We start from the raw sequence: 25,036 nt of genomic DNA on the forward strand, positions 1-25,036 counted from the left end.
CCCCCCCACACCCCCCCCCCCCCCCCCCCCCCCCCCCCCCCCACCCCATCCCCCCCCCCCCCCCCCCCCCCTCCCCCCCCCCCCCCCGCCCCGCTCGGCTCCGGACCGGCGCTCATGGCGGCGAACCCGTCCCCCCGCCGGATTCCGGAAGGGTCCCTGAAGGACAACTCGGTGTGTGGTACCGCCAGTTGGCCGCCCGCATTTTTTCGTCGCTTTTCGCAACGTCCCCACGAAAGCTACACACAGGCACCACCATGTGACGCGACGGATGCGTCGACGACTGGTTTCTGAGGGGGAGGCCGGCGTCGCGCAAGGGGGGCGTCCGCCGCTTCGTGCGCGCCGCGCTCACCCCTGCCCGGGGAGGGGACTTTCACCGCATGAAGCGAAGCAGGCGCAGCATACGTACCGCCGTCTTATCGGTGGGAGCGCTCATCGCGGCCGCCGGACTGCCGGCCGGCACGGCCCACGCCGCCGCCACCACGCCCCGCGTGGACCTGCGGGTCCTGGTCGTGGCCGACGGAGGCCCGGCCGTCCAGGCCATCACGGCGGAGCTGGACTCCGCGGGGACGCCGTACACGCAGGTCGACCTCACCCGGCCGGACCGGCCCACCATCGACGCGGCCTTCCTCGCCGACACCGTCGGCGGCCGGCCCCGCGCGAAGTTCCAGGCGGTGGTCCTGCCCAACGACAACCCGTTCGCCGCCGGCTCCGCCGAGATGGCCGCGCTCGCCGCCTATGAGCAGACCTACGAGATACCCCAGGTCGACGCCTACACCTACGCCCGCCCCCAGGTCGGACTCCAGTACTTCGTCGCCGGCGGCTACGCGGGCAGCGTCGACGGAGTCCAGGCGGGGGTCACCGCCGCCGGCCGCTCCGGCCCCTTCGGCTACCTCGAAGGCGCCGTGCCGTTCGAGGACAACTCGCCCACTGTCGGCGAGAGTTACGCCTACCTGGCCCAACCCGCCCCCGGGGCGGACTTCACCCCCTACGTCGACGCACCCATCCCCGGCACCGCCCGGCGCGGCTCCCTCGTCGGCGAGTACAAGCACGACGGCCGGCGCGAACTCGTCGTCACCTTCGTCTACAACCGCTACCAGCAGCAGTACCGGCTGCTCGCCCGCGGCATCGTCGAGTGGATGACCGGCGGCGTCCACCTCGGAGCCTCCCGCAACTACTTCTCCGTGCACGTCGACGACGTCTTCGCCGCCGACGACCGCTGGGACACCCGGCTCAACTGCACCCCCGGCGACGTCGACTGCGCGGGCGGCGCGGGCGGCACGCCCAACCCGATCCGGATGACCGCCGACGACGCCGAGTACGCCAAGAACTGGCAGGCGGCCCGCAACTTCACCCTCGACATGGTCTACAACGGCGCGGGCAGCCTCGACCAGCGCGAGGACAACAACGGCGTCGACCTGCTGGCCGACAAGCTCCAGGCCGACCGCGACCGGTTCCGCTGGATCAACCACACCTACACGCACGCCTTCCTGGGCTGCGAACAGGACGTCAGCGTGGTGCCCTGGCGGTGCGCCGCCAACCCCGACGGCAGCACCAAGTGGGTCAGCCGGACCACCATCGACAACGAGATCGTCCTCAACCGCCTCTGGGGCCAGAGCTTCGGGCTGCCGCTGCAGAACGACGAACTGGTCACCGGCGAGCACTCCGGCATGGCCGTCCTGCCCCAGCAGCCGCAGGACAACCCGAACCTCGCCGCCTCCCTCACCGGCAACGGCGTCAAGTGGGTCGCCTCGGACAACTCCCGGGACCCCGAACAGCGCCAGGTCGGCTCGGCCCTGACCGTGGCCCGCTACCCGATGAACGTCTACTACAACGTCGGGAAGGCCACCGAGGCGGCCGACGAGTACAACTGGATCTACACCTCCCGCGCCCAGGGCGGCAGCGGCATCTGCGAGGACCACTCGGATACCACGACCTGTCTGCCCGCCCCCCTGGACACCGCCACCGGGTACGCGCAGAAGATCGTGCCGGCGGAGACCCGCACCGCGCTCGGACACGTCCTCGCCAACGACCCGAAGCCGCACTTCATCCACCAGTCCAACCTGGCCGAAGAGCGCCTGGCCTACCCGGTGCTGAACGGGGTCGTCGACGGCTACGACGCGCTGTTCGCCGCCAACACCCCGCTGGTGAACGAGCGGATGAAGGACATCGGCGCCGAACTGAGGCGCCGCGGCGCCTGGAAGAGCGCCGTCCAGGCCGGCCAGGTCACCGCCTACCGCGTCGGCACCGCCGTCACCGTCGTCGCACCGGCCGGCCTCGACGTCACCGCGACGCTGCCCGCCGGCACCCGGCTGGGCGCCGCCGCCTTCGGCAGCCCCTACGCGGGACGGGTCTCCGGCTGGACGACCTCCGCCGGCAGCGCCCTGGAGCTGACCCTGCCGTCCTCGGCGCCCGCCGCGCCGTCCGCCGTGGCCGCACCCCGGCCGGCGCCCGCCACCGCACCGGCACCCGGCACCGACGTGCCGCCCGCCGTACGCGAAGGCGCGGCGGACACCGGCCGGCGCTGAACCGGCGTCCCGCCCGTCCGGGCCGCCCAGCGCGGCCCGGACCGGCCCGACCACCCCCACACACCGGCCGTGGAGCACACCCATGCACGCTCAAGCCGGCGTGCGGCGCCCCGGCGCGCCGCACGTCACCCTGCTCACCGAAGGCACCTATCCGCACAGTCACGGCGGGGTCAGCGTCTGGTGCGACCAACTCGTCCAGGGCATGCCCGACATCGACTTCGAGGTCACAGCCGTCACCGGCACCGGCCGGGAACCCGTGGTCTGGGACCTGCCCGGCCACGTCCTGGACGTGCGGTCGGTCCCGATGTGGGGCGCTCCCCCCGAGGGCCGCGCCCCGCGCGGCCGCGGCCACCGCAGGCTCTCCGGCGCCTACGAGCGGTTCCTCACCGCACTGCTCGACCCCCGCGCCGAGGCCGGGTTCGCCCCCGCGCTGTCCACGATGGCCCGGGCCGCCTCCGACGGGGCCCTGAGCCCCTTCCTGCGCGGGGACCACGCCGTCGCGGTGCTCGCCGCGGTCTGGAACCGCCCGGGGCTCACCGTGCGCGAGGCCCGGCCGACCCTGCACGACGCGCTCACCGCCACCTCCCTGCTGGAGCACGCCCTGCGCCCGCTCGCCGCCCCGCTCCCCGAACACGGCGTGGCCCACGCCGTCAGCGGCGGCGTCGCCGTCCTGCCCGGGCTGGCCGGACTGGAACGGCACGGGGTCCCGCTGCTCCTCACCGAGCACGGCGTCTACCTGCGCGAGCGCTACCTCGGCTACCGCACGGCCCCCTACCGCTGGCCCGTCAAGGCCGTCGTCCTCGGCTTCTTCCGGCTGCTGGCAGAGGAGAGCTACCGGCGGGCGGCCCTGGTGACCCCCGGCAACCGCTACAACCGGCTGTGGGAGGAGCAGGGAGGCGCCGACCCGCAGGCCATCCGCACCGTCTACAACGGCGTCGACCCCGCCGCCTTCCCGCCCGCCGGCCCCGAACCGGACGTGCCGACCCTCAGCTGGGCCGGCCGGGTCGACCCCATCAAGGACCTGGAGACCCTGATCCGCGCCTTCGCCCTGGTCCGCGAACGGGCCCCCGAAGCCCGGCTGCGCCTGTTCGGCGGGACCCCGCGCGGCGGGGAGGCGTACCGGGAGCGGTGCGAGGCCCTCGCCCGCGACCTCGGCCACGCGGACGCGGTCACCTTCGAGGGCCGGGTCGACGACATCAAGGACGCCTACGCGGCCGGCAACGTCGTGATGCTCTCCAGCATCAGCGAGGGCTTCCCCTTCACCCTCATCGAGGCCATGTCCTGCGGTCGGGCCACCGTCTCCACCGACGTGGGCGGGGTACGGGAGGCGGTCGGCGAAGCGGGCCTCGTCGTGCCGCCGCGCGATCCGGCGGCCATGGCCGAAGCCGCCCTGGAACTCCTCGGGGACTCCGCGCGGCGCGCCGCGATGGGCGAGGCGGCCCGGCTGCGGGTCATCGAGCAGTTCACGCTGCGGCAGACCATCGACACCTTCCGCTCCATCTACCTGGAACTGCCCGGACTCGACCGCACGCCGCTCACCGAAGCCGGCCGCGCCCCCGTCCCGGCGAACGCCGCCGCCACCCCGCTGCCCGCGCCGGCCGTCCTCACCCCGGTGGCCGTCGCCGCCGGCCGGGCCCGCAGACAGGAGCGGGCCCGGCCGCCCGCACCCGTCCGCACGCTCACGTCCGACGGGCGGCAGGCCCGCGAGGCCGAGGCCACGGCGGTCACCGGCACGGGGAGCCTCGCCGGATGAGCGGGCCCATGTCACTCGAACCCGGCGGGGCGCACCAGGACACCCTCGCCCTGCGGCTGGCCGACACCTCGGCGCCGGCCCGCCGCGCGTGGACCGAGACCACCCTCACCCTCAGACTGCCCGGCCCGAACGAGGAGGAGGTCAGCCGGCTGGCGGCCGAACTCGCCGACCGCGTCGGGCCGGCCGTCCACCCGTACGAGGTGGCCGCCCTGCTGGAGGCCGAAGGACTGTCCGCCGAGGTGATCCGCGAGCGGTACGGACACCCCAACATCTTCTCGCTCGCGGCCGCCCTCTACGAGCGGGTGCCCCGCGTCTTCCCTGAGCCCGCCCGGCCGCCGGATCCGTGGCGGCCCGACACCGTACGGTGCCTGCTGCGCGGGGTGCTCTTCGCCCTCCCCGGGCTGGCCTACCTGCTGACCGCGCCGCTGTGGAACCCCGGCCGGCACGCCGCCGGGCCGATCGTCGCGGGGATCGTCTCCTGGGCCTGGGGCCAGGCCCTCGGACACCGCGCCTACCTGCGCATGGTGGCCGGACGCCGCGAGGCGGCCCGGACCCTGCTGGTGGGGGCTCCGCTCGGGGCGGCCGCCGCCACGGCGGCGGGGGCCGCGGCCGCCGGGGGCACGGCCGTGACCTGGGCGGTGGCCGCGCAGTCGCTGTACCTGGCCGCCGCCGGGATCCTGCTGGTCCTGGGCCGCGAACGGCTGCTGCTGGCCGCGCTCACCCCGCTGGTCGCGGGCACCGCCGTCCTGCCCTGGTGGGAGCCGGGCCCCGTGATCCGCACCGCCCTCCCGGCGGCGGCGCTCCTCGCGACGCTGGGCGCGGTCGCCCACGTGCTGCGCGGCGCGTACGCCACCCCGGCGGCCGCGGACGCCGGCTCCCGGCCGCCGCTGCGTCGGTCCCTGCCCTACGGGCTGTTCGGTCTGGCGGCGGCCGTACTGGTCCTGGTGGAAGGACGGGCGGAGCCGTACGCGGTGATCGCGCTGACCGTGAGCATGGGGCCGGCCGAATGGCTGCTCTACCGCTTCCGCGGGCTGTCCGTCACCGCGCTGGGCGCGGCCTCCACCCCCGCCGGGTTCCTGCTGCGGTCCACCGGGGTCCTGGGGCTGTGCCTGGCGGGCTACGTGCTGCTCCTGCTGCCGGTGGCACTGCTGACCGGCGCCGCCCCGGCGGCCCTGCTGCTGCTCGCGGCGACCCTGTGGACCGCCCTGCTGCTCCAGGCCTTCGGCATCGCCTGGCCCCCGGCGGCCCTGTGCGGGGCGGCGGCGGCCGCGGCGGGGGGCCTCACCCTCCTCGCGCCGGCCGCGGGACCGCACGCCCTGACCCTGTCCTGCGGCCCCGCCGCGCTGGGGCTGGCCGCCTGCACCCTGTGGATCCTCGGACGCCCGGCCCGGCACGCCTGACCCCCCGGGCCCACCACCCGCACCAGACCGCACCACGCCACACCACCCGCACCAGACCGCACCAGACCGCACCACGCCCGGCACCAGACCGCACCGCCCCGCACGCCACCCGCACCCGTACGCATCGCCAACCCACCTGAAAGGTGCACCAGTTGACCTCCGCACCGCTCGCCGCCGTCACCGGAGCCGAGGGCTTCATCGGCTCCCACCTCACCGAGGCCCTCGTCGCCCGCGGCTACCGGGTCCGCGCCATGGCCCAGTACAACTCCTTCTCCTCCTACGGGTGGCTGGAGACCCTGGCTCCCGACGTCCTCGACCAGGTGGAGATCGTCCTCGGCGACGTCCGCGACCCCGGATCCGTCCGCGGCCTCCTCGAAGGCGCCGACGCCGCCTACCACCTGGCCGCCCTCATCGCGATCCCGTACTCCTACCGGGCCCCGCACAGCTACGTCGACACCAACGTGACCGGCACCCTCAACGTGCTGGAGGCCGTCCGCGCCCTGGGCACCCCCCGCCTCGTGCACACCTCCACCAGCGAGACGTACGGCACCGCGCAGACGGTGCCGATCACCGAGGACCACCCGATCAACACCCAGTCCCCGTACGCCGCTTCCAAGGCCGGCGGCGACCGGCTCGCCGACAGCTACCACGCCAGCTTCGAGACCCCGGTGGTGACGCTGCGCCCGTTCAACACCTACGGACCGCGCCAGTCGATGCGCGCCGTCATCCCCACCGTCATCGGCCAGGTCGCGGCCGGGGAACGCGTCATCACCCTCGGCGACCTGCGGCCCACCCGCGACTTCAGCTTCGTCAAGGACACCGCCCAGGCCTTCCTGGCGGCCGGCACCGCACCCGCCGCCACCGTCGTGGGCCGCACCTTCAACTCCGGTACCGGCAGCGAGATCTCCGTCGCGGACCTGGTCACCCTCATCGGCAAGGTCATGGACGTCCCCATCGAGGTCCGCGAGGACGGGGAGCGGCTGCGGCCGCCCGCCTCCGAGGTGATGCGGCTGGTCGCCGACGCGAGCCGGCTCACCGCCGCCACCGGCTGGCGGCCGCGGCACACGCTGGAGGAAGGCCTCGCGCAGACCGTCGAGTTCTTCCGCGACCCCGGGAACCTGGCCCGCTACAAGACCGGCATCTACAACATCTGACAGGTCTCGCGCATCCGACACGTCTCGCACAACCGACCGTCGGGCGGCCCGCCGACGATCTCCACTACCCCACGGCACTCAACCTCCCCCCACCCAACCCTAGGAGGAGACCCATGTACGCAGTGATCCTGGCGGGCGGCAAGGGCGTCCGGCTCCGGCCCTACACCACGGCCCTGCCCAAGCCGCTCGTGCCCATCGGCGACCAGCACGCGATCCTGGAGATCGTGCTGCGCCAGCTGTCCACGGCCGGATTCACCCGGTGCACCATCGCCATCGGACACCTCGGCGAGATCATCCGGGCCTACGTCGGCGACGGCTCCCAGTGGGGCATGAGCGTGGACTACGCCACCGAGGAGAGCCCGCTCGGCACCATGGGCCCCCTGCTCAACCTGCGCGACCGGCTCCCCGAACACTTCCTCGTGATGAACGGCGACGTGCTCACCGACCTCGACTACGCCGACGTGCTGCGCCGGCACGAGGCCTCCGGCGCGCCGCTGACCATCGCCACCTACCCGCGCAAGGTGCGCATCGACTTCGGGGTGCTGACCACCGACGCCAGCCGCGTCGTCGGCTTCACCGAGAAGCCCAGCATGGACTACCACGTCTCCATGGGCGTGTACGGTCTGAGCCGCTCCACCCTCGACCACTACACGCCCGGACTGCCCCTCGGATTCGACGAACTCGTCCTCGACCTGCTGGGCAGTCAGAACCCGCCCCACTCCTATGCCTTCGACGGCTACTGGCTCGACATCGGGCGCCCCGACGACTACGACCGGGCCAACGCCGAGTTCACCAGCCGCAAGTCCTTGCTGCTCAAGGGAGCCTGAGCACCTCATGCGCATTCTCGTCCTGGGCCGGACCGGCTACCTGGGCGCCCATGTCGCCGACCGCCTGCGCGCCCTCCCTGGCGCGCGGGTGTTCGACGGCGGACGCGCGCCCGGCGCCGACTTCGGCATCGACCTCGCGGCCGACCGGCCGCAGCGGCTGGCGGAGGTCCTGGCCGCCGCGGCGCCCGACGCGGTGGTCAACTGCGCGGGCGCGACCGGCGGCGACGCCGTGACGCTCGCCGAGGTCAACGCCCGCGGCCCCGCCGCCCTGTGCGCCGCACTGCGGGCGGCGGCGCCCGCGGCACGCCTGGTGCACCTGGGCTCGGCGGCCGAGTACGGGCCCGGCGAACCCGGCACCCGGGCCGCCGAGTCGGCCGCCACCCGCCCGGTCGGCCCGTACGGGGCGACGAAGCTGGCCGGCACCGTCGCCGTCACCGCCTCCGGGCTGGACGGCGTCGTCCTGCGGGTGGGCAACCCGGTGGGGCCCGGCGCCCCGCCGAGCGGGCTGCCGGGGCGGATCGCCGCCCTGCTGCGGGAAGCCGGGACCGCCCGGGAGGCGGTGCTGCGGCTGGGCGACCTGTCCGCCCACCGCGACTTCGTCGACGTGCGGGACGTGGCCCACGCGGTGGCGCTCGCCGTCACCGCCCCCCGGCCGCTGCCGCCCGTCCTCAACATCGGCGCCGGCCGGGCCGTCCCCGTCCGCGACCTGGTGCGGGGCCTGGCCGACCGGGCGGGCTTCCGCGGCCGGATCGAGGAGGACGACGGCGGCTCGGCCCGTTCCGCCCAGGTGTCCTGGCAGTGCTCCGACGTCACCGCCGCCGCCGAGGCCCTGGGCTGGCACCCCGAGCACACCCTCGGCGACTCCCTCGCCGCGCTCTGGGCGGCGACCGCCCCGGCGGGATCCCTGACGCCATGACCCTGCTCGTGCCGCTGTACGTCCACCCCGCCGAGGACCCCGGCGCCTGGCACCGGCTCATCACCGGCGCCGCCGGAACCTACGGGGTGGTGCTGAACCCGGCCGACGGGCCGGGCGAGCGCCCCGACCCGGCGTTCGCCGCGGCCGCCGCCGCCCTGCGGACGGCCGGGGCCCGGCTCCTGGGCTACGTGGACACCCAGTACGGGGCGCGCGGCCAGGTCGAGATCGTCCACGAGATGTGCCGCTACCAGGAGTGGTACGCGGTCGACGGCTGCTTCCTCGACCGCACGGCCCCCACCCGGGAGGAACTGCCCGGCGCCCGCCGGCTGATCCGCTCGCTACGCCGGCTCGGGGCCGGACCCGTGGTGCTGAACCCGGGCGTCCACCCCGTCGCGGGATACGTCCGCCTCGCGGACCTCACCGTCACCTTCGAAGGCCACTGGTCGACGTACGTCTCCTCCTTCACCCGGCCCGACTGGACGGCGCGGCACGCCCCCGAACGGTTCTGCCACCTCGTCTACGGGGTGCCGGAGGCCCTGGTCCCGCTCGCCGTACGCACCGCGCGCGAACGCGGCGCGGCGGTGTCCGGGCCGGTGACGGGCGAACTCCCCAACCCCTGGAAACAGTTGACCCCCGCACTCACCGGGAGGGAACGATGAGCCGCACCCTGCCGGCCCGCCTCGGCCTGCTGACCGTCGTCACGGCGCTGGTCCTGACGGGCTGCTCCGCCGCGGACGACGACGGCGACGACGACGCCGCACCCGACCCGTCCGGCCCCACCGCGACCCGGGGGCCGGGGTCCGCCTCGCCGGGTCCGGGCCCCTCGGGCTCCCCCTCCGCCCCCGGATCACCGCCCGCCCCGTCCTCCTCCGCCCCGGGCGACCCGGGCAAGGCCCGCTGGACACCCCGGCCCGGACTGGCCTGGCAGTGGCAGCTCGACGGACGCTCCGACCCCTCGGTCGACGTCCCCGTCTACGACATCGACGGGTTCGAGAACTCGGCCGCCGACGTGGACCGGCTGCACCGGGACGGCCGCAAGGTCATCTGCTACGTCAACGTCGGCGCCTGGGAGGACTTCCGCCCGGACAAGGACGCCTTCCCCACCACCCTGTTCGGCAAGCCCAACGGCTGGAAGGGTGAACGCTGGCTCGACATCCGCCGCGTCGACCAGCTCCGCCCGCTGATGGAACGGCGCTTCGACATGTGCCGGGACAAGGGCTTCGACGCGGTGGAGCCCGACCTGGTGGAGGCCTACGGCAACGACACCGGCTTCCCGCTGACCGGCGAGCACCAGCTCGCGTACAACCGCATGATCGCCGAGATCGCCCACGCGCGCGGGCTGTCCGTCGGCCTCAAGAACGACCTGCCGCAGATCCCCCAGCTCGAAGGCGCCTTCGACTTCGCGGTCAACGAGGAGTGCGCCCAGTTCGGTGAGTGCGAGGCGCTCAGCCCCTTCATCAAGGCGGGCAAGGCGGTCTTCCACGTCGAGTACAAGGGGACGCCCGCGGGCTTCTGCCCCGAGGCCCGCCGGCTCAAGCTGTCCTCGATGATGAAGAACCCGGAGCTGGACACCTGGCGCAAACCCTGCTGAACCCCTGACGCCGCGGGCCGCGTCAACCGCGGGCCGCGCCGTCACTCCCCCGATCCCGCGCGGGGCCGCGCGGGGCCGGGGGACACCCGGATTCCAGTGCCGGCGGGGCGCGCGGCCGGGCGGAGGCCGGCGCGTGCGCCGGTACGGACTTCCCGGTGCGCGGAGCGCGCCCCCTTTCGGTGCCACCATGCGTCGCGAACAGCGGGTCAAGCGACGAGAGGTTGGAACGTGACGCCTCAGGCGACCGGGAACCCCACCCGGCAGCTCTCCGACGGGCAGCGGGGGAACACCCCGGGCGACCCCGGAACCCCCGGCGGCGGCCCGGGCGCCGGACCCGCGCGGCCGGGGACGCCCCCGGCCACCGTCACCGCGGTCGCGGGCGCCGTGGTCGCCGACCGTGCCGACGGCACCGATCGCACCGATCGCACAGACCACACGGGCCGCACCGACACCGAACTCCTCATCGCCGCCTCCGTGCTGCTCGCCGACGCCGCCCTCGCCGCGAAGCGGGCCGGAGCCGGCCTCACCGGCGCACTGACCGGCGGCCGCTTCGCCCTCCAGGCCCTGCGCCGCCCCACCTGGGCCCTCGGTACGGCCCTGTCCTGCGTACGCGCCGTGACCGGCCCGGCCGGCCTCGGCTTCGGCGCCAACGGCGGGTTCGTCGGCGAACTCGCCCGGATCGCGGGCAACGTGACCCGCCGCCGGCCCGCCGCGGTCGCCATGGCGGTGGACGCCTTCGCCCTGCGCATCGAAGCCGCCACCGTCACCCACCCCAACCTCGACTCCCCGCACGCCCGCCGCCTCACCGGCGCCCTCGTCGCCGGCGACCGGCTGGAGGCGGCGCGCGCCCTGCACGCCCTCGTGGAACGGCTCGGCGTCACCCGCGCCCTCACCACCGTCAGCCCCGTGATCATGGAACTCCTCGCACTGACCGGGCTGCTGGACGAGAACCCCGTCAACGACGACTTCTCCTGGGTGACCCTCGCGGGCGGCGTCCCCACCACCGACCCCTTCCTCGGCCTGCCCAGTTCCCTCCTCAAGTACCTCAATCCCGGCCCCGGCCGGGCCGAACGCGCCGACCCGGACCCGATCCTCGCCAAGGTCCTCGGCACCTCCCGCAACGACATCGTCAGCTACGTCAACGACATCGGCGCCCTCGGCAACCACGGCCTGGTCCTGCTGCGCCGCGTCGCCTGCGCGGACGGCGCCGTACGGCATGTGCTGCTGCTCCCCGGAACCAGCTTCGCCCTCCTCAGCAACAGCACTCCACAGGACCTGGTCGGCGCCTTCGACGGCCTGCTGCGTACCGACACCACCTACACCCGGGCGGTGAAGAAGCTGCTGATCCGGGCCGGTGTGCCGGCCGATTCGGAGCTGATGCTGATCGGCCACAGCCTCGGCGGCCTGACCGCGATGAACCTGGCCGCCGACGTGGACGTGGCCTCCGAGTACCGGATCACCCACGTGGTCACGCTGGGCTCCCCGATCGACAGCAAGCGGCCCGCCGACCACACCACCCGGGTCGTCAGCCTGGTCAACAAGCACGACGTGATCCCGACGCTGGACGGCCGCGGCCCGGCGTCCCCCAACGACATCCCGGACGACTGGGTGGAACTGGCCTGGCTCGACGAGTCGTACGACTACCCGCTCTCGCACGCCCCGCAGGCCTACTCCGACAGCCTGCGCGGCGAACTGGGCCGGCACCGGGACCGGGTCAACGGGCTGATCCGGTGCTACGACGGCGAGATCACCGCCAACCAGCCGTACATGCTGCGCGACAGGTGACCCGACCCGCGCCCCCCGCGCCCCCGTCGGCATCCGCGCCCCCGTCCCCGCCCCCGTCGGCCCCCGCCCCCGTCGGCCCCCGCGCCCCCGCCGCCGTCCCTGCCCGCGTCCGTACCCCCGCCCCCGTGCGACCCGAGGGAGAACGCCCCCCGATGACCACCCCCGCCACCGCCCGGCCGCTGGAGAACGCGGTGTTCAGCGCGGCCATGCTCGCCCACCGCCTGCCCTGGGCGGACGCCCCCGCCCGCGCCCTCGGCCTGGACTCCCTCACCCGCGAGGGCGCGGCCCGCGGGGTGCTGGGGCACCTGCGCCGCAGCCGCTCCGGGCGGCCCGTCCGGCTGCGCACCCCGTTCGGCACGTTCCTCGTCCCGCTCGGCCCCGCCGACACCGCCGGGCTCCTCGCCTCGGGCGCCGCCTCCGGCGCCCTCGCCCCCGCCGTACGCCTCGACGCGGCGGGGCGCCGGCACGGCCTGCACCCCCACGTCCCGCTCCCGCCGGACGCCGCGCCGCCCGCGGCCGTGTTCGCCGGGCCGCTCGCCGAGGAGCTGGAGCGGGTCGCCGCCACGCCCCGCGACGACCACGCGCTGCCCTGGGAGATCTGGCGGCCCGGGCTGCTGCGCGCCGCCCGCCGGGTGGTGGCGGGCGCGGCGGCGGCGGACGACACCCTGCTCAGCGAGGTGCTGCCGAGGACGGCCGCGGCCGCGGGGACCCCCGCGTACGACGGCCGGGCGGCCGCGCTGCACCGCCGGCTGGCCCCCTACCTGGCCGACCCGGACCCCGCCTCCGTGGCCGCGCGCCTGGCCCGGGGGACGGCCGCCGTACCCGCCGCCCGTGCGGAGCCGGGCGTGACGGCGGCGGGGGAGGGCCGGCCGGAGGCGGCGCTGGCGCACACCCTGGCCGTGGTCTCCGAGGCGGCCGTCACCACCGCCCTCCAGGCCCTCGCCCTCGGCGCCGCGGGCGTCCCCGACGCGGCCGCGAGCCCGGCCGGGGCCGTGGCGCTCGCCCTCGCCCACTTCCCGCCGGTCGAGGCAGCCCTCCACCCGGTCCGGACCCGCTTCGTGTGGGACGGACTCGCCGTCGGAGCGGGGACCGAGATCCTGGCCGCCCCCGCCTGGCTGCGGGACCGCCCGGACGCCGGAGCCGCCGCGGACTGCCCGGAGGCGGACGCGGCCCCGGACCCGGGCGGTGACGGCACCCTCCGGCACGAGGGGACCTCGCCGTTCTGCGGATCCGCGACCGGCTGCGCCGCCACCGCCTTCGCCGTCCGCGTGGCCGAGGAGATCGTCCGGTTCTTCACCGCGGCCGGAGCGCCGGTCCTGCTGTCCCCGGCGCTCGCCCCGGACCGCATGCCGCTCACGCTCGCCCCGCACACCCTGCGGGTGGCCGTGCCCGCCGCCGGCGCCGTCCCGCCGGCCGCGCCCGCCGCCGGCCCCGCCTCGTACGCGGTCCTGGCGCGCGCCGAGGCCGACCGCCTCGACGGGCACGCCCGCGCCCTCGCCGCCTGCGCCGCCGAGCCGGGCTGGAACGGCGACGAGACCGGCGAGCGCTTCCGGGCACGGCTGCTGGAGCACGCCGAGCGCTGCACCCGGGCGGCCTCCGACGTCCGTGCGGCGGCGCGCCACCTCGGCGACTGAGACGGACTCCTCCCGGCGGGCGGGGCGGCCACGAGGCCACCGCGCCCGCCGCGCCCGCTACCCCACGAGGGAGTCGCGCCGTTCGCGTTCCCGCTCGACCATGTCCTGCACGGCGTCCTGCACGTCCGCGCACAGGCGCCGGGCGGCGGCCGAGCGGTCCCCGAACGCCCGGGGCCGCTCGGGCGGCAGGATCGGCTCGCCGATGGTCATCAGCCACTTCGCCGGCAACGGGAACGGCGAGGTCAGCGGGAAGTACGGCAGGTCCAGGAACCTCGCCAGCGCCGGCAGCTCCCCGAACTTCGGGGAGGACTCCTCGGCCCCGATGACGCAGACGGGCACGATCGGCGCCCCGGTGTGCAGGGCCGCCACCGCGAACCCCGGGCTGAACGGCTGGAGCCGGTAGCGGTCGCGGAACGGTTTCTCCAGTCCCGCGACCCCCTCCGGGAACACCGCGACCAGCTCACCGTCGCCCAGCCTCTTCATGGCCGCCCGCGGGTCGATCGGTACGGCGCCCTTCCGCGCGGCGTACGGGCCCAGCACCGGCAGCCGGAAGACGAACGGGGCGGCGAGCACGTGCAGGGGGCGCCGGAGCGACCTCAGCAGGGCCTTCTGCAGGACGAACGCGTCCAGCCCCCAGGCCCCCGAGTGATTGGCGACCAGCACCGCCGGCCCGTCGGCGGGAATGTTCTCCAGCCCCAGCACGTCCAGCCGGAACCAGTCGTCGATGAACCATTCGAGCAGCCGCTCCCAGGCGTTCTCGCCGGCATCCCCGAGCAGCTTGCGCAGGAAGCGCAGTTCGCTCCCGGCGACCTCGATGACATCGGCCAGGTTCTCGGACACGAGATGGCCTCCCCTTCTCCGCGCGGTACCCCGACGAGCCCTCCCGACAAGGGCTTTCAAGGGCTTTCACGGTCAACGGCGGCAACGGCCCGGCGATCACGAGGACATGGCGATTTCCCCAATCGACTCTTCGTTCGCCCGTTCCCCCGTAGTCCCGCGCGGCATGTCCCGCGCCACGCAATGATCTTCGGCTCGTTGACCGGGTGGACCGTTCACCTCCACCCGTCGACACACCCCAGGAGACCCTTCATGGCCGAGACCACCCTTCCTGTGATCCTCCTCGCGGATCCCGATCCGCTCCGCCGCCACGAGACGGCCGAGCTCGTGCAGCACTGGTACCGGACGTCCTTCCGCGTCCTCCAGGTCGGCGCGCTGGCCGAGGCGGAGCGGGTGCTGCACGCCCTGGCCGGGCAGGACGTCGCCGTCCCGGCGGTGGTCACCGACGAGGACCCCGGCGCCTGCCCCGAACGCCACCCGGCCACCCGCTGGCTGCGGCTCACCGACGGACCGCCCGCCGCGGCCCCGGGCGTCACGGTCGTCCAGCGGACGGCGCCGGCGGCCGGCCCGGACCTCGCCGAACGGCTGCGGGCCGCCCTCGACGACTCCCTGTGCACCTGGAACGCCGAACGCCGCGGCGGCCTGCCCACGGCCGAGGTCCGCGGCTACCGCTTCTCCCCGGCCGCCTACGCCGTCCGGGATTTCCTCGGCCGCAGCGACGTCCTCTTCCGGTGGGTGCCCGAGGAGGAGCTGCGGGACGCACCGGTGACCGTCAGGCTCGGCGACGGCACCGAACTCGTCGACCCCCCGATCAGCGAACTGGCCGACCGGCTCGGCCTGATCAGGCCGGCCGAGCGCGAGCACTACGACGTCGCCGTCATCGGCGGCGGCCCCGGCGGGCTCTCCACGGCCGTGTACGCCGCCGCGGAGGGCATGAGCGTGGTCGTCATCGAGGACGACGCGCCCGGCGGCCAGGCGGGATCGACCTCCCGCATCGAGAACTACCTGGGCTTCCCCGTCGGACTCACCGGCGGCGACCTCGCCCAGCGCGCCCTCCAGCAGGCCCGCCGCGTACGCGTCGAATGGCAGCCCACGCGGGTGGCGACCCGGCTGATCCCCGCCCAGTCCGGCCACCACACCGTCGAGTTCGTCAAGGCGGGCACCACCGAGACCGCATCCGTCTCGGCGGCGGCCGTCGTGGTGGCCACGGGCGTGGAATGGAACCGCCTCGTGAGCCCCGGCACCGACCGGCTCCTCAACTCCGGCGTCTACTACGGCGCTTCCCTCTCCGACGCGCCCGCCACCGCCGGCGAGGACGTCCACATGGTGGGCGCGGGCAACTCCGCCGGACAGGCCGCCCTCTACTTCGCCCGCCACGCCCGCTCCGTCACCCTCCTCGTCCGGGGCACCGACCTGGGCGCCTCCATGTCGAACTACCTGGTCCAGCGCATCGAACGGACCCCGAACCTGCACGTCCTGCTGGGCACCGAGGTGGCCGAATGCCTGGGCACGACCACCCTCACGGGCCTGCGGCTGCGCGAGCGCACCGGCGCCGAACGCACCGTCCCCGCCCAATGCCTGTACGTCCTGATCGGCGGCCGCCCCTCCACGGACTGGCTCGACGGCGCCCTGGAACTCGACGACCGCGGCTACGTCCTCACCGGCGCCGAGGGCGCGGGCCGCGAGGCCCTCCCGATGGAGACCAGCCTCCCGGGCGTCTTCGCCGTCGGCGACGTCCGCTCCGGCTCGGTCAAGCGGGTCGGCGCCGCGGTCGGCGAGGGCGCCGCGGTGGCCCACAGCCTGATCACCTACCGCCGCCGCCACACCGACCGCTTCCAGGACGCGGGAACGTCCGCCGGCTTCTGAGGCCCCGGAACGGCTTCCGAGGCGCCGGGTCCGGATCGACCCGCGAGCCGCTCGGGGAGAAGTGAGGAAACCGCCACCGGAAGCCCATGCGTCGGCATAGGCTGCGTGAATAACCGCAGACCGGGCCGGGGTGACCCGTAGTGCGGCGGAGGTGTCATGGGTGGGGACCCGCGTGTGTCGTCAGCGGTCGGTGGACGTTCCGATTCGCCCGCGCCGTCATCGGCGCGGGTCGCGACGGAAGTGCCCGGCCCGTACGGCGACCGAGCCCTGCTGACTCCCGTCATGACGAGGGGGTTCGACGCGGTCCCCGAGGCGGAGCGGGAGCGGCTGCTGCGCTACCTCGAAGCGGTGGCCGTGGCCCGCCCGGCGCCGTTGCACACCGCCGTCGCCTTCAACGCCGTGTACTTCGGCTACGACACCGGCGGCGACGGCTACGGCAGAAGTCCGCTGCGCCTCGACGACTTCCCTGTGATCACCTTCGGCGAGGGGGCTCCGGTCCTCCCGGTCGGGGCCATGGTGTGCGTGGCCACCGGCTCCGACCCGCTCTTCGCGGAGATCGTCTACAAGGAGGGGGCGCACCCGGAGGTGGGTGCGCTCGGCGACGTACCCGCGTGGGTCTCGGGGGCGCCCGCGGGCGCCGAGGGGCCCGGCAGGCCGGGGCAGGACGCGACCCCGCGGCGGAGGGAGCTGCTGGTCCCGGACCTGCACGCCTTCGGCCCGGCCCTGAGCCTGTCGCCGGCGCAACTGCACCGCCTGCGCACGCGCCGGCGGTGGATCAACGGGGACGGCCATGTCGTCGTCGACGTCTGCTATCCGTCCCGGGAGGCCGCTCGGAGCGACGACCTGGCGGCGTACGCGGACCACCTCCTGACCACGGCGCGGGGGCAGTTGCTCAGCCCGTTCGTCCCCGTCTCCCTGGCCGCACTGGTCGGCAGCACGCGCGACGACGCTCTGCGGGCCGGCCTCCTCGGTCTCCTGGACACTGTGCGAGGAATACTGAATTCCGGGGACACGCTGCGCACATGGGGCCAGTACGCCATGACACGGACCTCCCTGGCGGACGGCTGGCGCGCCTCCGGACCACTGGGCGGGGACGACCTGCGATCCCTCACGGCAGCGGTCGAACACGCTGCCACGCCCCCCAGGCGGCGCCACGGCCTCGCCGCGCCGGTCACCGTCTACACGGCGGTCGGGCCCCGGCTCCGCGCCTTCCCCGGCGCAGCGGAACCGCTGAGAGGAGTGGGGTACGCCGCCGCCGTGTGCCGGGCGAACCTGGCGCTCGCCGACGTCGTGCGGGGCGGGAGCGACCGGGGCCGCTTCGCCAACGGCGCCCGGATCACACTGGACGACGCCTTCGAGGGCGGCGGAGTGTGGCGGTCCCACCACCCCGGTGACGCGGACGCCCCCGGAGATCCCCTCGTGCCCGCCGGCAACGGCTGGGCGTCGACGACTGGCGCGCCCACCGCCCCGGAGCCGGATCCCGAGCCGCGGGCGGAGGTGGAACCCGTCGACCTGCCCCTCGCCGACGAGGCCTCCCTTGGTCGCGGCGAACTCGTGCGGGCCGACTCCGAGGAGATCGTCTGGCGATCGCCCCTCCGGCTCGGCCACCTCATCGGCGGCTGGCTTCCCTTGCACTCGGACGTCACGCGGGAACTCCGCCATCTCCCCGGCGGGGACGGTACGCCACGCCTCGCACTCGACCATGCCCCCCAGGGGTTCCCGGAGAGCAGGACGGTCCAGGACGTCACCGCCGACCTCGGCGGGGACACCGGCCGGCTGACCGGAGTCACCTGGCCCGGCGACTTCTTCCCCGGCTTGGTACTGGAGTTTCGCTGGCTCCGTGGTGGCACACTGATCCGCGTCGCCACGGCACCGCTCGATGAACCGGTACGGATCGACGGCCGCGTCATCGGCCACTGTTACGACCCCCGCGTCCTCACGCGGGAGGACGCGCCGGGCAGCGGCCGGGACGGCGACACGGCCGCAGGCCTGGGCCCGCGGCAGCTCGTCATGCGCGCCGTGCGCCGGTGCGGACTCCTCACCCTGGACGGGCACGCCCTGCTGGACCGCTCGGTCCTGCCGCGTGCCGCCTACGGCCGCCGGCCGGCTCGGTCCCAGGCCCTCGCCCTGGACGCGGCCGTCATGGAGCTCTTCGCCGAGGGCCTCCTGGAACCGGCCCTCGGCAGCCGTGACCCCTGGGGCCAACCGCACTACCCGGCACGCGCCGGAGAACCGTCCGTTGCGCTCGTCGGATACCGGCCCCCGAGGTTTCGGGTCAGGCGCCCGTGGGGCGGTACGGAAACGGACGGCGCGGGGCTGCGCGGACGGCAGTTCGTCCCCGGCCATCTGCGCCGCCTGCGGCCGGGGTCCTCACCCAGCGACGTCCAGCGCGCGGCCTTCCGGGAGCACTGCCGCAGGCTCGGCAAGGCCGACGGCTGGGAACTGCCCTACGGATACACGTTCGTCACCGAGCATGTGCGCGGCCACTGACCGGCCCTCGCACATCGAGCACGGAACCAGCAGAGAAATCGGAGTACGTCTGTATGCACGACCGCTACCGCGTCATCGCGGAGCCGCCCCTGTCGCCGCCCCGTACCGCGGCGGAATCCCTCGAAGACCTGGCCGGAGCCCTCAACGCCCTGGAGCACCAGGCGGTCGTCGCCCTGAACGGTCTCACCGTCGGCATGGTGGAGCTCGCCTTCAACTCCTTGTCGCACAAGGACCGGCAGGACCTCCTCAGCAGCCTGGGGATCCGCATGGCGGCCCCCCGCCGGGCGGGCGCGGCCCTCTGCAAGGACGTACTCGCGAGATTACGGCGCGAGGGCCGGCAGCACAGCTGCACCTGCGGGGTCAGGGCGCTGACCCACACCGTGATGAAGCAGATCGGCGGCTTCGTTTTCGCACGGGACGACGAGACGGTGTCCGACCCGGTCGCCCGGTGGGGTGCGACCCTGGTCCGGGCGACGGTGTTCGCCTGGTGCAACGCCTCCGTCGCGGACGCCCACATCCTCGCATGGGCGGCGGACCAGGACTGGTTCGTGGCCGCGGCCGACGGGAGCGGCGCGGCGCGACTCGCCGCGGTCGGTGACGCGGCCCGGTCCATCGTGGCGGCCCACCCCTCCTTCGGCCCGGGCGGAGTCGCCCCCGAAGGCGAGGGGGAGCCGGACCCGGAGTCGGCCTGCCGCCGGCTCCAGGAGGCCCTCGGCCGCGCCGGGCAAGCCCTCCGGAACGTCACCGAGGCCATTGCGGACGGCCGTCCGCCGAAGGAGGAGGAGGAGCTGGCACCGCTGACCGCGCTGGGCACGGCCTTCGACGACACCGAGGAGGTGTTCCGTGCCTCGGGGATCGAGGGGGTCGCCCGCCGTCTGGAGGACATGACGCACGCCGCCCACGCGTACCGGACCGCGCGGGAGTGCGACACCCGCACCCGGGAGACCCTGCGGGAGCTGCTGACCGTCACGGGCCGGCCGGACAGCCTCGCGGCCCCCGCCGCCGAGGCCGTCCGGGAAGAGGGCCGCCGACTGCTGGACGCACCCGTCTGGGAGGAACCGGAACGGCAGCGGGGTGCCGCCCTCGCGGCCCTGGCCAGGCTCATCCGCCTCGGGCGCCAGGCGGACGCCGCGGCGGAGATTTTGGCCCTGCAGGAACAGGTCGTGCAGGTGCTGCCCGGCTGTGCGACGGCGGTCATCATGGCCCCGGAACTGACGTTGACACCGCCCGTGGACGGCCGTCCCGGACCGCTCGCGGCGGAGGCCCCCGGCGACGCCCCTGCCGGGACCGGGCCCCTCGGCGGTGCGACGGCCGGCCTGGACGCCGCCGGAGAACCGGACGGGCCGACGGCCGCGAGCCCGTCCCCCGCCCACTCGGCTCGGGCGGTTGCGCCCCGCCCCGCCACCGGCCCCGACGCGGCCACCGCGGGTGCCACCCCCCTCCACACCGCCCCCGTACCCACCCCGTCCCCCGCCGTGGCCGCCCCGGCGCCGGCCGGGCCCGCCCCGGCATCCGCCGGGACCCACCTGGCATCGGCCGGCACCTCCCCGGCCTCCGTCGCCCCGGCTTCGGCGCCGGCCGGGTCCGTTCCGGCACCCGCCGGGATCCCGGCACCCACCGAGACCCACCCGGCACCCGTCGGGACCCGGCCGGTGCCGGCCGTTCCGCCGGACACCGCTGCCGAGCCGCACACCGCCGTCGTGCTCCCGCGGCCGTCCGAGGCCGCTCCCGGCGACACCCGGCGCCATGACGTGCTCGTCGCACAGGTCCCGGCCGCGCGCACCGGCACCCGGGCGGCGGAGACCGTCGAAGAGCACGCAGGCGAGAGCGAGGACGCCGCCGAGCGGGCCCTGGCCCGGCTGGTCGTCGAGCGGCGCTTCGGGCTCGCCCAGCACGTGGCGGCCGCGGGGGGCCTGCCCGCGCCGCAGGTGGCGGCATTCCGTCTCGCCGGTGCGGCCGCGCTGCTCACGTCCGGCGACAGCCGGGGAGCCAGGCTGACGGCGGACCTGCTCCAGCAGTACGGCGGATACGCGGGCCCGGACGCCGAGGGGAGCGAACTCGTCCTGCTGCCCGCCCTCCTGCGCACGGCGCTGATCACCGGCGACCACATGGCCGGGGCTCAGCTCAAGGCCCTGGTCCCGCGCCTCCCGGACCGGCTCGGGGAGGTGGCGACCGCCGTCGCCGACCGGGCACTCAGCGGTGCTCTCATGATCGCCTCCCCCCTCGTCGTGATCGCCGACGTATCCGGTACGGAGGCACGGCTGCGGGAGTTGCGCGAGCAGTGCCGGGCCCTGCTGGCCCCGCAGAGGCTGCGGTTCGCCCGGGCGACCGAGATCGCCAAGAGGTGGCTTGCCTCCGACGACGGCATGCTCGGAGTGCTGCTCATGACGGTGGTCCGCGACGACCGCGACACGATCCAGCAGGTCCGGGAGCAGGCCGAACGGCTGTCGAAGCTCGCCGAGGTCAACAACGAGATCGACCGCATGGACCGCAAGTACCGTTCCCCCAGCGGAAAGCCGCTCCAGGGCTCCGGACGCCAGGATCTGGTGCACCTCATCGAGCGGGCCGTCGGCCTCCTCAAGGAGTGGTGCCTGGCAGTCGACGGCATCCGTCGCGGCGACCGGTCCGATGGCAGCCGGGCCGTCAAGGAGATCTCCTCCCTGCGCCAGTCCCTGTTGGACGGCAAGGAGGAGGTGCTCGCGGAACTGGAGCAGCTGGCACGGCGCTCGGCGGCCGTCGCCGCCGCTGCGGCATGGGCGGCTCGCACCTCGATGGAGGAGCTCTTCGCCCTGCTGGCCGGGGACACGGCGACCACCCGGCCCGGCGGCGGCCTGGTCGCCCCCGAACTCGTGCTGGACGCCGAGCTGCTGAAGATCTGCGACACCCCGTCCGAGCGACCCCCGCTCGACCGGCTCCTCACGGCCGTCGACCGCGGCTGGCGGGAAGCCCTCGACGAGCGGCTCGACAACGACGCGTTCACCGCCGCCCGCCGGATCGTCGAGCTGGCCGGACGCCGCACGCTGCCGGCGACGGCGGCGGGCGAGCCCACCCTCCCCGAGCTCGGGGAGATCGAGGCTCGGGAGCAGGCGCGGCGTGCGGACCTGCGCGGACAGCACGTCGAACTCATCGCCGAGCTGCACCGGGCGCAGGCCGACGGGGCCGTGACCGACGACCAGGACCTGCGCCTCCAGGAACTTCTCGCCGACGCCGGCGGCCAGCTCGACGCTGTCGACGCGCACGACCTGATGGAGGTCCGGCGAGCCCTCGACACGGTACGGAGCGATCTGCCGGCGTTCCGGCGGCAGGCCGCCGACCGGATCCGGGCCCGGCTGGACGCACTGGACATCACCGCCGAAGAACGCGCCCAGGTCCTGCGGCACTTGGACACCGGCGGCCTGCCCACCGCCGCCGACCTCGTCTACTTCCTGGAAATCGGCGAGCCTGTTCCGGAGATCGAGGGCGGGGAGTCCCACCTGACCGAGTTCTTCCCGGCCGTACCGGACGGACTGCCCAAGGGCATCGACCACGGTCTGGTCGAGCTCGTCCGCTCCGGTGGCCGGCATGGGACCGTACCTGTCCTGGACTACGCCAGCCTCTCCACGGACGAGGCAGTGCTCGCGTCCGACGCCCTGGAGGCGTGGCGAGAGCTGGGCGGCACCGAGCCGAAGGACCGGCTCGAAGTCTCCGCCCGGCGCCAGCTGCTCCCCGCCCTCCGGCTCCTGGGATACGACGCCAAGAGCGCGAGGCCCCTGGACGAGCGCTCCCACCACCGGCGCGAATACCGTCTGTTCGAGGTGACGGACGTCGAGGTCAATGGCCGGGCGAAGGCCCCCGCGTTCGGTTCCCAGATCCGGGAGCAGGGCGGCAGCCTCCGCGTCCTGATGGTCTGGGGCCGGCCGCCGGCGAAGGTCGTCATGAGCCTGGCCGCCCGGGACACCAGCGGTGCGAGCCTGCTGGTCGCCTACTTCGGCACGCTGGGCCGCGAGGCACGGGTGGAACTCGCCGTCGGGTCGGACCGGTTGCAGCCGCTGCTGGTCGTGGACGACGCCGTCCTCGCCTACCTCGCCGCCCGGGGCAACCGCCAGGTCAGCACGGCCACCCAGACCCTCCTGCCGTTCTCCGGCGTCAACCCGTACATCAGGGAGAAGCGCGGCCGCATCGGCGGCGAGATGTTCTACGGCCGGGACGCCGAGCGGGTGAGCATCCTGGACCCGCAGGGCACCCAGGTCATCTTCGGCGGCCGAGGCCTGGGCAAGTCGGCGCTCCTCAGCGACGCGGGGGAGCGATTCGAGAGGAAGCGCCCCGGCTACCACCACGTCGTGCACGTCAACCTCGACCAGGAGAACATCGGCAAGGGCAGCTCCCTGGGGCCCGGGTCCCTGTGGAGCGTGCTCGAACGGGAGCTCCGGGCGGCCCAGCTCCTGGGCGGACCCCCGGTCCGCAAGTCGAAGTTGGAGGTCGCCGAGCGGGTGCGGGCGGGCATCCGCGCCTGGCTCGACGGGGACTCGCGCCGCCGCCTGCTCATCCTGCTCGACGAGTGCGACCAGTTCTTCGAGGCCGACGCCCCCCGCTTCGACCAGACCAAGAAGCTCAAGGGCCTCGGCTCCGACACCAAGGACCGCGCCAAGGTCGTGTTCGCCGGACTGCATTCGGTCCAGCGGTTCTCGAAGCTCGCGAGCAACGGCCCGTTCGGCCATCTCGCGCAGACACCGAAGGTGATCGGCCCGCTCGCTCCTCAGTCCGCCGCCGAACTGCTGGTCGAGCCGATGAGGGCGCTCGGCTTCGAGTTCCAGGACATGGACCTCGTGAACAGGGTGCTCGGATACTGCTCCTACCAGCCGTTCCTGCTCCAGATGTTCGGTCACCGGCTGGTCGAGTTGATGCACCGCAAGCGGTCGCGACGCGGGGTCGAGGGGCCGCCGTACGCGGTCGAGGTGGCCGACATCGAGGTCGTGGAGTCCGACACCGGTCTCAGGGACGGCATCTCGGCGGCGTTCAAGGACACGCTGAGCCTCGACCACCGCTACGACGTGATCGCCAACGTGCTCGCCTACCACGCCCGTCACCACGGACTGGAGATGCGGCTCAGCGACGCCGAACTCCGGGAGGAGTGCGAGACGTTCTGGCGTGCCGGCTTCAAGAAGCTCGACACCGAGGGCTTCCGTGCCTACCTCTCCGAGATGGTGGGCCTCGGCATCCTGGCGCCCAACCACGACGGTCAGGGGTGGCACCTGCGCGGCCCGAACGCCCTGCGCATGATCGGTACCTCCCACGAAGTGGACGCGCGGCTGCTGCGGGCCGATCAGGACTGCGAACTGCAGGAGAGCATCGTGCAGGAGGACCGTCCCGAGCTGCCCGACAAGCGGCCGGCCCCGCTCACGATCACCCAGCTGGACGATCTCCTCGGTGAACGGTCCAACCAGACGAGGGTCGTCCTCGGGACCGCGGCCACCGGCATCGCCGACGTCGGGGACACCCTGCGCACCGTCGCCGGACGCATCGCCGACTGGAAGCTGCCGCCCGTCGGCAAGCCCAGCGTCTACAAGCAGGAGCTCACCGGCGGCCTTCCCCGGGAACGGCGTGTCGTCATCAGCGACTTCGCCAACTACCCGGCCCGACCGGAGACCTGCCGCGAGGCCGTGGATCTGGCCGAGACCCTGCTGCCCATCACCCCGGGCGTGACCCGTGCGGTGGTCCTCGTCACGGATCCCGCCCAACTGGCCCTTTGGCGCAGCCTGCTGACGGGCACCGAGCCCACGGCGGCCGCGCCGGTGGTGCTGCGCCGCCACGATCGGCGCAGCCTGCGCCTGTGGTCCCAGCGGGTCGAGATGTTCCACACCGAGGACCGCTTGGACCGCCTCCACGAACTGACCAGCGGATGGCCGTCGCTGGTCGGACGGGCGCGCCGGCTTCTCGACGAGCTGGGGGACCCCGAGGAGGTCCTGCGGCGGATGGCCGGCGTGTGCTCGGACAGGGCGGAGGGCCGGGCTTTCGCCGAGGCGACGGGCGTCTACGCGGACCCGCTGCTCGCGACGGGCTACCGGGCCCTCGACGAAGCGTTCAAGGACGGTCCGTTCGATCTGGAGGAGGCGGTGACCGCCGTGGCGGTCCAGATCGAGGACGAGGACGAGGCCCGCTGGATCGTCGCCTGCCTCGACGCCCTCCAGGTGTTCGACCGGGAGGACGGCCAGATGCGCCTGGAGCCCCTGCTCCGCCGGTGCGTGGCGCTTCCGGTATGACCTTTCCCACGGCCTGACG

General features: G+C 74.6%; 14 protein-coding genes. 13 read left to right on the forward strand and 1 reads right to left on the reverse strand.

Annotation, left to right across the window (positions count from 1 at the left end):
* Window positions 1–377: 377 nt before the first annotated feature.
* The 10 genes from ACZ5NJ_RS24155 (at window position 378) to ACZ5NJ_RS24200 (ending at window position 13,585) form a co-directional block, all read left to right on the forward strand.
* Window positions 378–2,525 carry a hypothetical protein gene (locus tag ACZ5NJ_RS24155; RefSeq protein WP_468767267.1) on the forward strand — a complete coding sequence of 716 codons (2,148 nt, stop codon included), beginning with the start codon at window positions 378–380 and terminating at the stop codon, window positions 2,523–2,525.
* Between the two features lie 82 nt (window positions 2,526–2,607).
* The gene (gene pelF, locus ACZ5NJ_RS24160) at window positions 2,608–4,278 is read left to right on the forward strand and encodes a GT4 family glycosyltransferase PelF (RefSeq protein WP_468767268.1); all 1,671 of its coding nucleotides are present in this window, start codon (window positions 2,608–2,610) and stop codon (window positions 4,276–4,278) included.
* The gene (locus tag ACZ5NJ_RS24165) at window positions 4,275–5,678 is read left to right on the forward strand and encodes a hypothetical protein (protein ID WP_468767269.1); all 1,404 of its coding nucleotides are present in this window, start codon (window positions 4,275–4,277) and stop codon (window positions 5,676–5,678) included. Before pelF ends, ACZ5NJ_RS24165 begins: the two co-directional genes overlap by 4 nt.
* Window positions 5,679–5,830: 152 nt before the next feature.
* Window positions 5,831–6,832 carry a GDP-mannose 4,6-dehydratase gene (locus ACZ5NJ_RS24170; RefSeq protein WP_468767270.1) on the forward strand — a complete coding sequence of 334 codons (1,002 nt, stop codon included), beginning with the start codon at window positions 5,831–5,833 and terminating at the stop codon, window positions 6,830–6,832.
* A gap of 113 nt (window positions 6,833–6,945) precedes the next feature.
* Window positions 6,946–7,659 (forward strand): nucleotidyltransferase family protein, encoded by a 714-nt coding sequence (locus ACZ5NJ_RS24175; RefSeq protein ID WP_468767271.1) that lies wholly within the window; start codon window positions 6,946–6,948, stop codon window positions 7,657–7,659.
* A gap of 7 nt (window positions 7,660–7,666) precedes the next feature.
* Window positions 7,667–8,575 carry an NAD-dependent epimerase/dehydratase family protein gene (locus ACZ5NJ_RS24180; protein WP_468767272.1) on the forward strand — a complete coding sequence of 303 codons (909 nt, stop codon included), beginning with the start codon at window positions 7,667–7,669 and terminating at the stop codon, window positions 8,573–8,575.
* Window positions 8,572–9,234 (forward strand): spherulation-specific family 4 protein, encoded by a 663-nt coding sequence (locus tag ACZ5NJ_RS24185; RefSeq protein ID WP_468767273.1) that lies wholly within the window; start codon window positions 8,572–8,574, stop codon window positions 9,232–9,234. The genes ACZ5NJ_RS24180 and ACZ5NJ_RS24185 overlap by 4 nt, the downstream gene beginning before the upstream one ends.
* Window positions 9,231–10,166 carry an endo alpha-1,4 polygalactosaminidase gene (locus tag ACZ5NJ_RS24190; RefSeq protein ID WP_468767274.1) on the forward strand — a complete coding sequence of 312 codons (936 nt, stop codon included), beginning with the start codon at window positions 9,231–9,233 and terminating at the stop codon, window positions 10,164–10,166. Before ACZ5NJ_RS24185 ends, ACZ5NJ_RS24190 begins: the two co-directional genes overlap by 4 nt.
* Window positions 10,167–10,394: 228 nt before the next feature.
* Window positions 10,395–11,951 (forward strand): lipase family protein, encoded by a 1,557-nt coding sequence (locus ACZ5NJ_RS24195; RefSeq protein ID WP_468767275.1) that lies wholly within the window; start codon window positions 10,395–10,397, stop codon window positions 11,949–11,951.
* Window positions 11,952–12,103: 152 nt separating this feature from the next.
* Entirely contained in the window at window positions 12,104–13,585 is a 1,482-nt protein-coding gene (locus ACZ5NJ_RS24200) for a hypothetical protein (protein ID WP_468767276.1), read from the forward strand.
* 57 nt (window positions 13,586–13,642) lie between these two features.
* On the opposite strand, the gene ACZ5NJ_RS24205 is transcribed toward ACZ5NJ_RS24200, so the two are convergent.
* The gene (locus ACZ5NJ_RS24205; RefSeq protein ID WP_468767277.1) at window positions 13,643–14,425 is read right to left on the reverse strand and encodes a lysophospholipid acyltransferase family protein; all 783 of its coding nucleotides are present in this window, start codon (window positions 14,423–14,425) and stop codon (window positions 13,643–13,645) included.
* 249 nt (window positions 14,426–14,674) lie between these two features.
* On the opposite strand from ACZ5NJ_RS24205, the gene ACZ5NJ_RS24210 reads away from it, so the two are divergent.
* The 3 genes from ACZ5NJ_RS24210 to ACZ5NJ_RS24220 all read left to right on the forward strand — a co-directional run bounded on the left by ACZ5NJ_RS24210 (window position 14,675) and on the right by ACZ5NJ_RS24220 (window position 25,017).
* On the forward strand, window positions 14,675–16,288 hold the full coding sequence (locus tag ACZ5NJ_RS24210; RefSeq protein WP_468767278.1) for an NAD(P)/FAD-dependent oxidoreductase: 1,614 nt from the start codon (window positions 14,675–14,677) through the stop codon (window positions 16,286–16,288).
* Window positions 16,289–16,570: 282 nt separating this feature from the next.
* Entirely contained in the window at window positions 16,571–18,778 is a 2,208-nt protein-coding gene (locus ACZ5NJ_RS24215) for a hypothetical protein (RefSeq protein ID WP_468767279.1), read from the forward strand.
* A gap of 53 nt (window positions 18,779–18,831) precedes the next feature.
* Window positions 18,832–25,017 (forward strand): hypothetical protein, encoded by a 6,186-nt coding sequence (locus tag ACZ5NJ_RS24220; RefSeq protein ID WP_468767280.1) that lies wholly within the window; start codon window positions 18,832–18,834, stop codon window positions 25,015–25,017.
* Window positions 25,018–25,036: the final 19 nt, after the last annotated feature.

The sequence above is a fragment of the Streptomyces sp. NPDC032091 genome, from assembly GCF_055580265.1.

Bases quoted from the DNA above. Each gene is read 5' to 3' on its own strand.
- ACZ5NJ_RS24190 (WP_468767274.1), top strand. From the start codon at position 9,231: ATGAGCCGCACCCTGCCGGCCCGCCTCGGCCTGCTGACCGTCGTCACG.
- ACZ5NJ_RS24220 (WP_468767280.1), top strand. From the start codon at position 18,832: ATGCACGACCGCTACCGCGTCATCGCGGAGCCGCCCCTGTCGCCGCCC.
- ACZ5NJ_RS24175 (WP_468767271.1), top strand. From the start codon at position 6,946: ATGTACGCAGTGATCCTGGCGGGCGGCAAGGGCGTCCGGCTCCGGCCC.
- ACZ5NJ_RS24180 (WP_468767272.1), top strand. From the start codon at position 7,667: ATGCGCATTCTCGTCCTGGGCCGGACCGGCTACCTGGGCGCCCATGTC.
- ACZ5NJ_RS24200 (WP_468767276.1), top strand. From the start codon at position 12,104: ATGACCACCCCCGCCACCGCCCGGCCGCTGGAGAACGCGGTGTTCAGC.
- pelF (WP_468767268.1), top strand. From the start codon at position 2,608: ATGCACGCTCAAGCCGGCGTGCGGCGCCCCGGCGCGCCGCACGTCACC.
- ACZ5NJ_RS24155 (WP_468767267.1), top strand. From the start codon at position 378: ATGAAGCGAAGCAGGCGCAGCATACGTACCGCCGTCTTATCGGTGGGA.
- ACZ5NJ_RS24210 (WP_468767278.1), top strand. From the start codon at position 14,675: ATGGCCGAGACCACCCTTCCTGTGATCCTCCTCGCGGATCCCGATCCG.
- ACZ5NJ_RS24165 (WP_468767269.1), top strand. From the start codon at position 4,275: ATGAGCGGGCCCATGTCACTCGAACCCGGCGGGGCGCACCAGGACACC.
- ACZ5NJ_RS24215 (WP_468767279.1), top strand. From the start codon at position 16,571: ATGACGAGGGGGTTCGACGCGGTCCCCGAGGCGGAGCGGGAGCGGCTG.
- ACZ5NJ_RS24185 (WP_468767273.1), top strand. From the start codon at position 8,572: ATGACCCTGCTCGTGCCGCTGTACGTCCACCCCGCCGAGGACCCCGGC.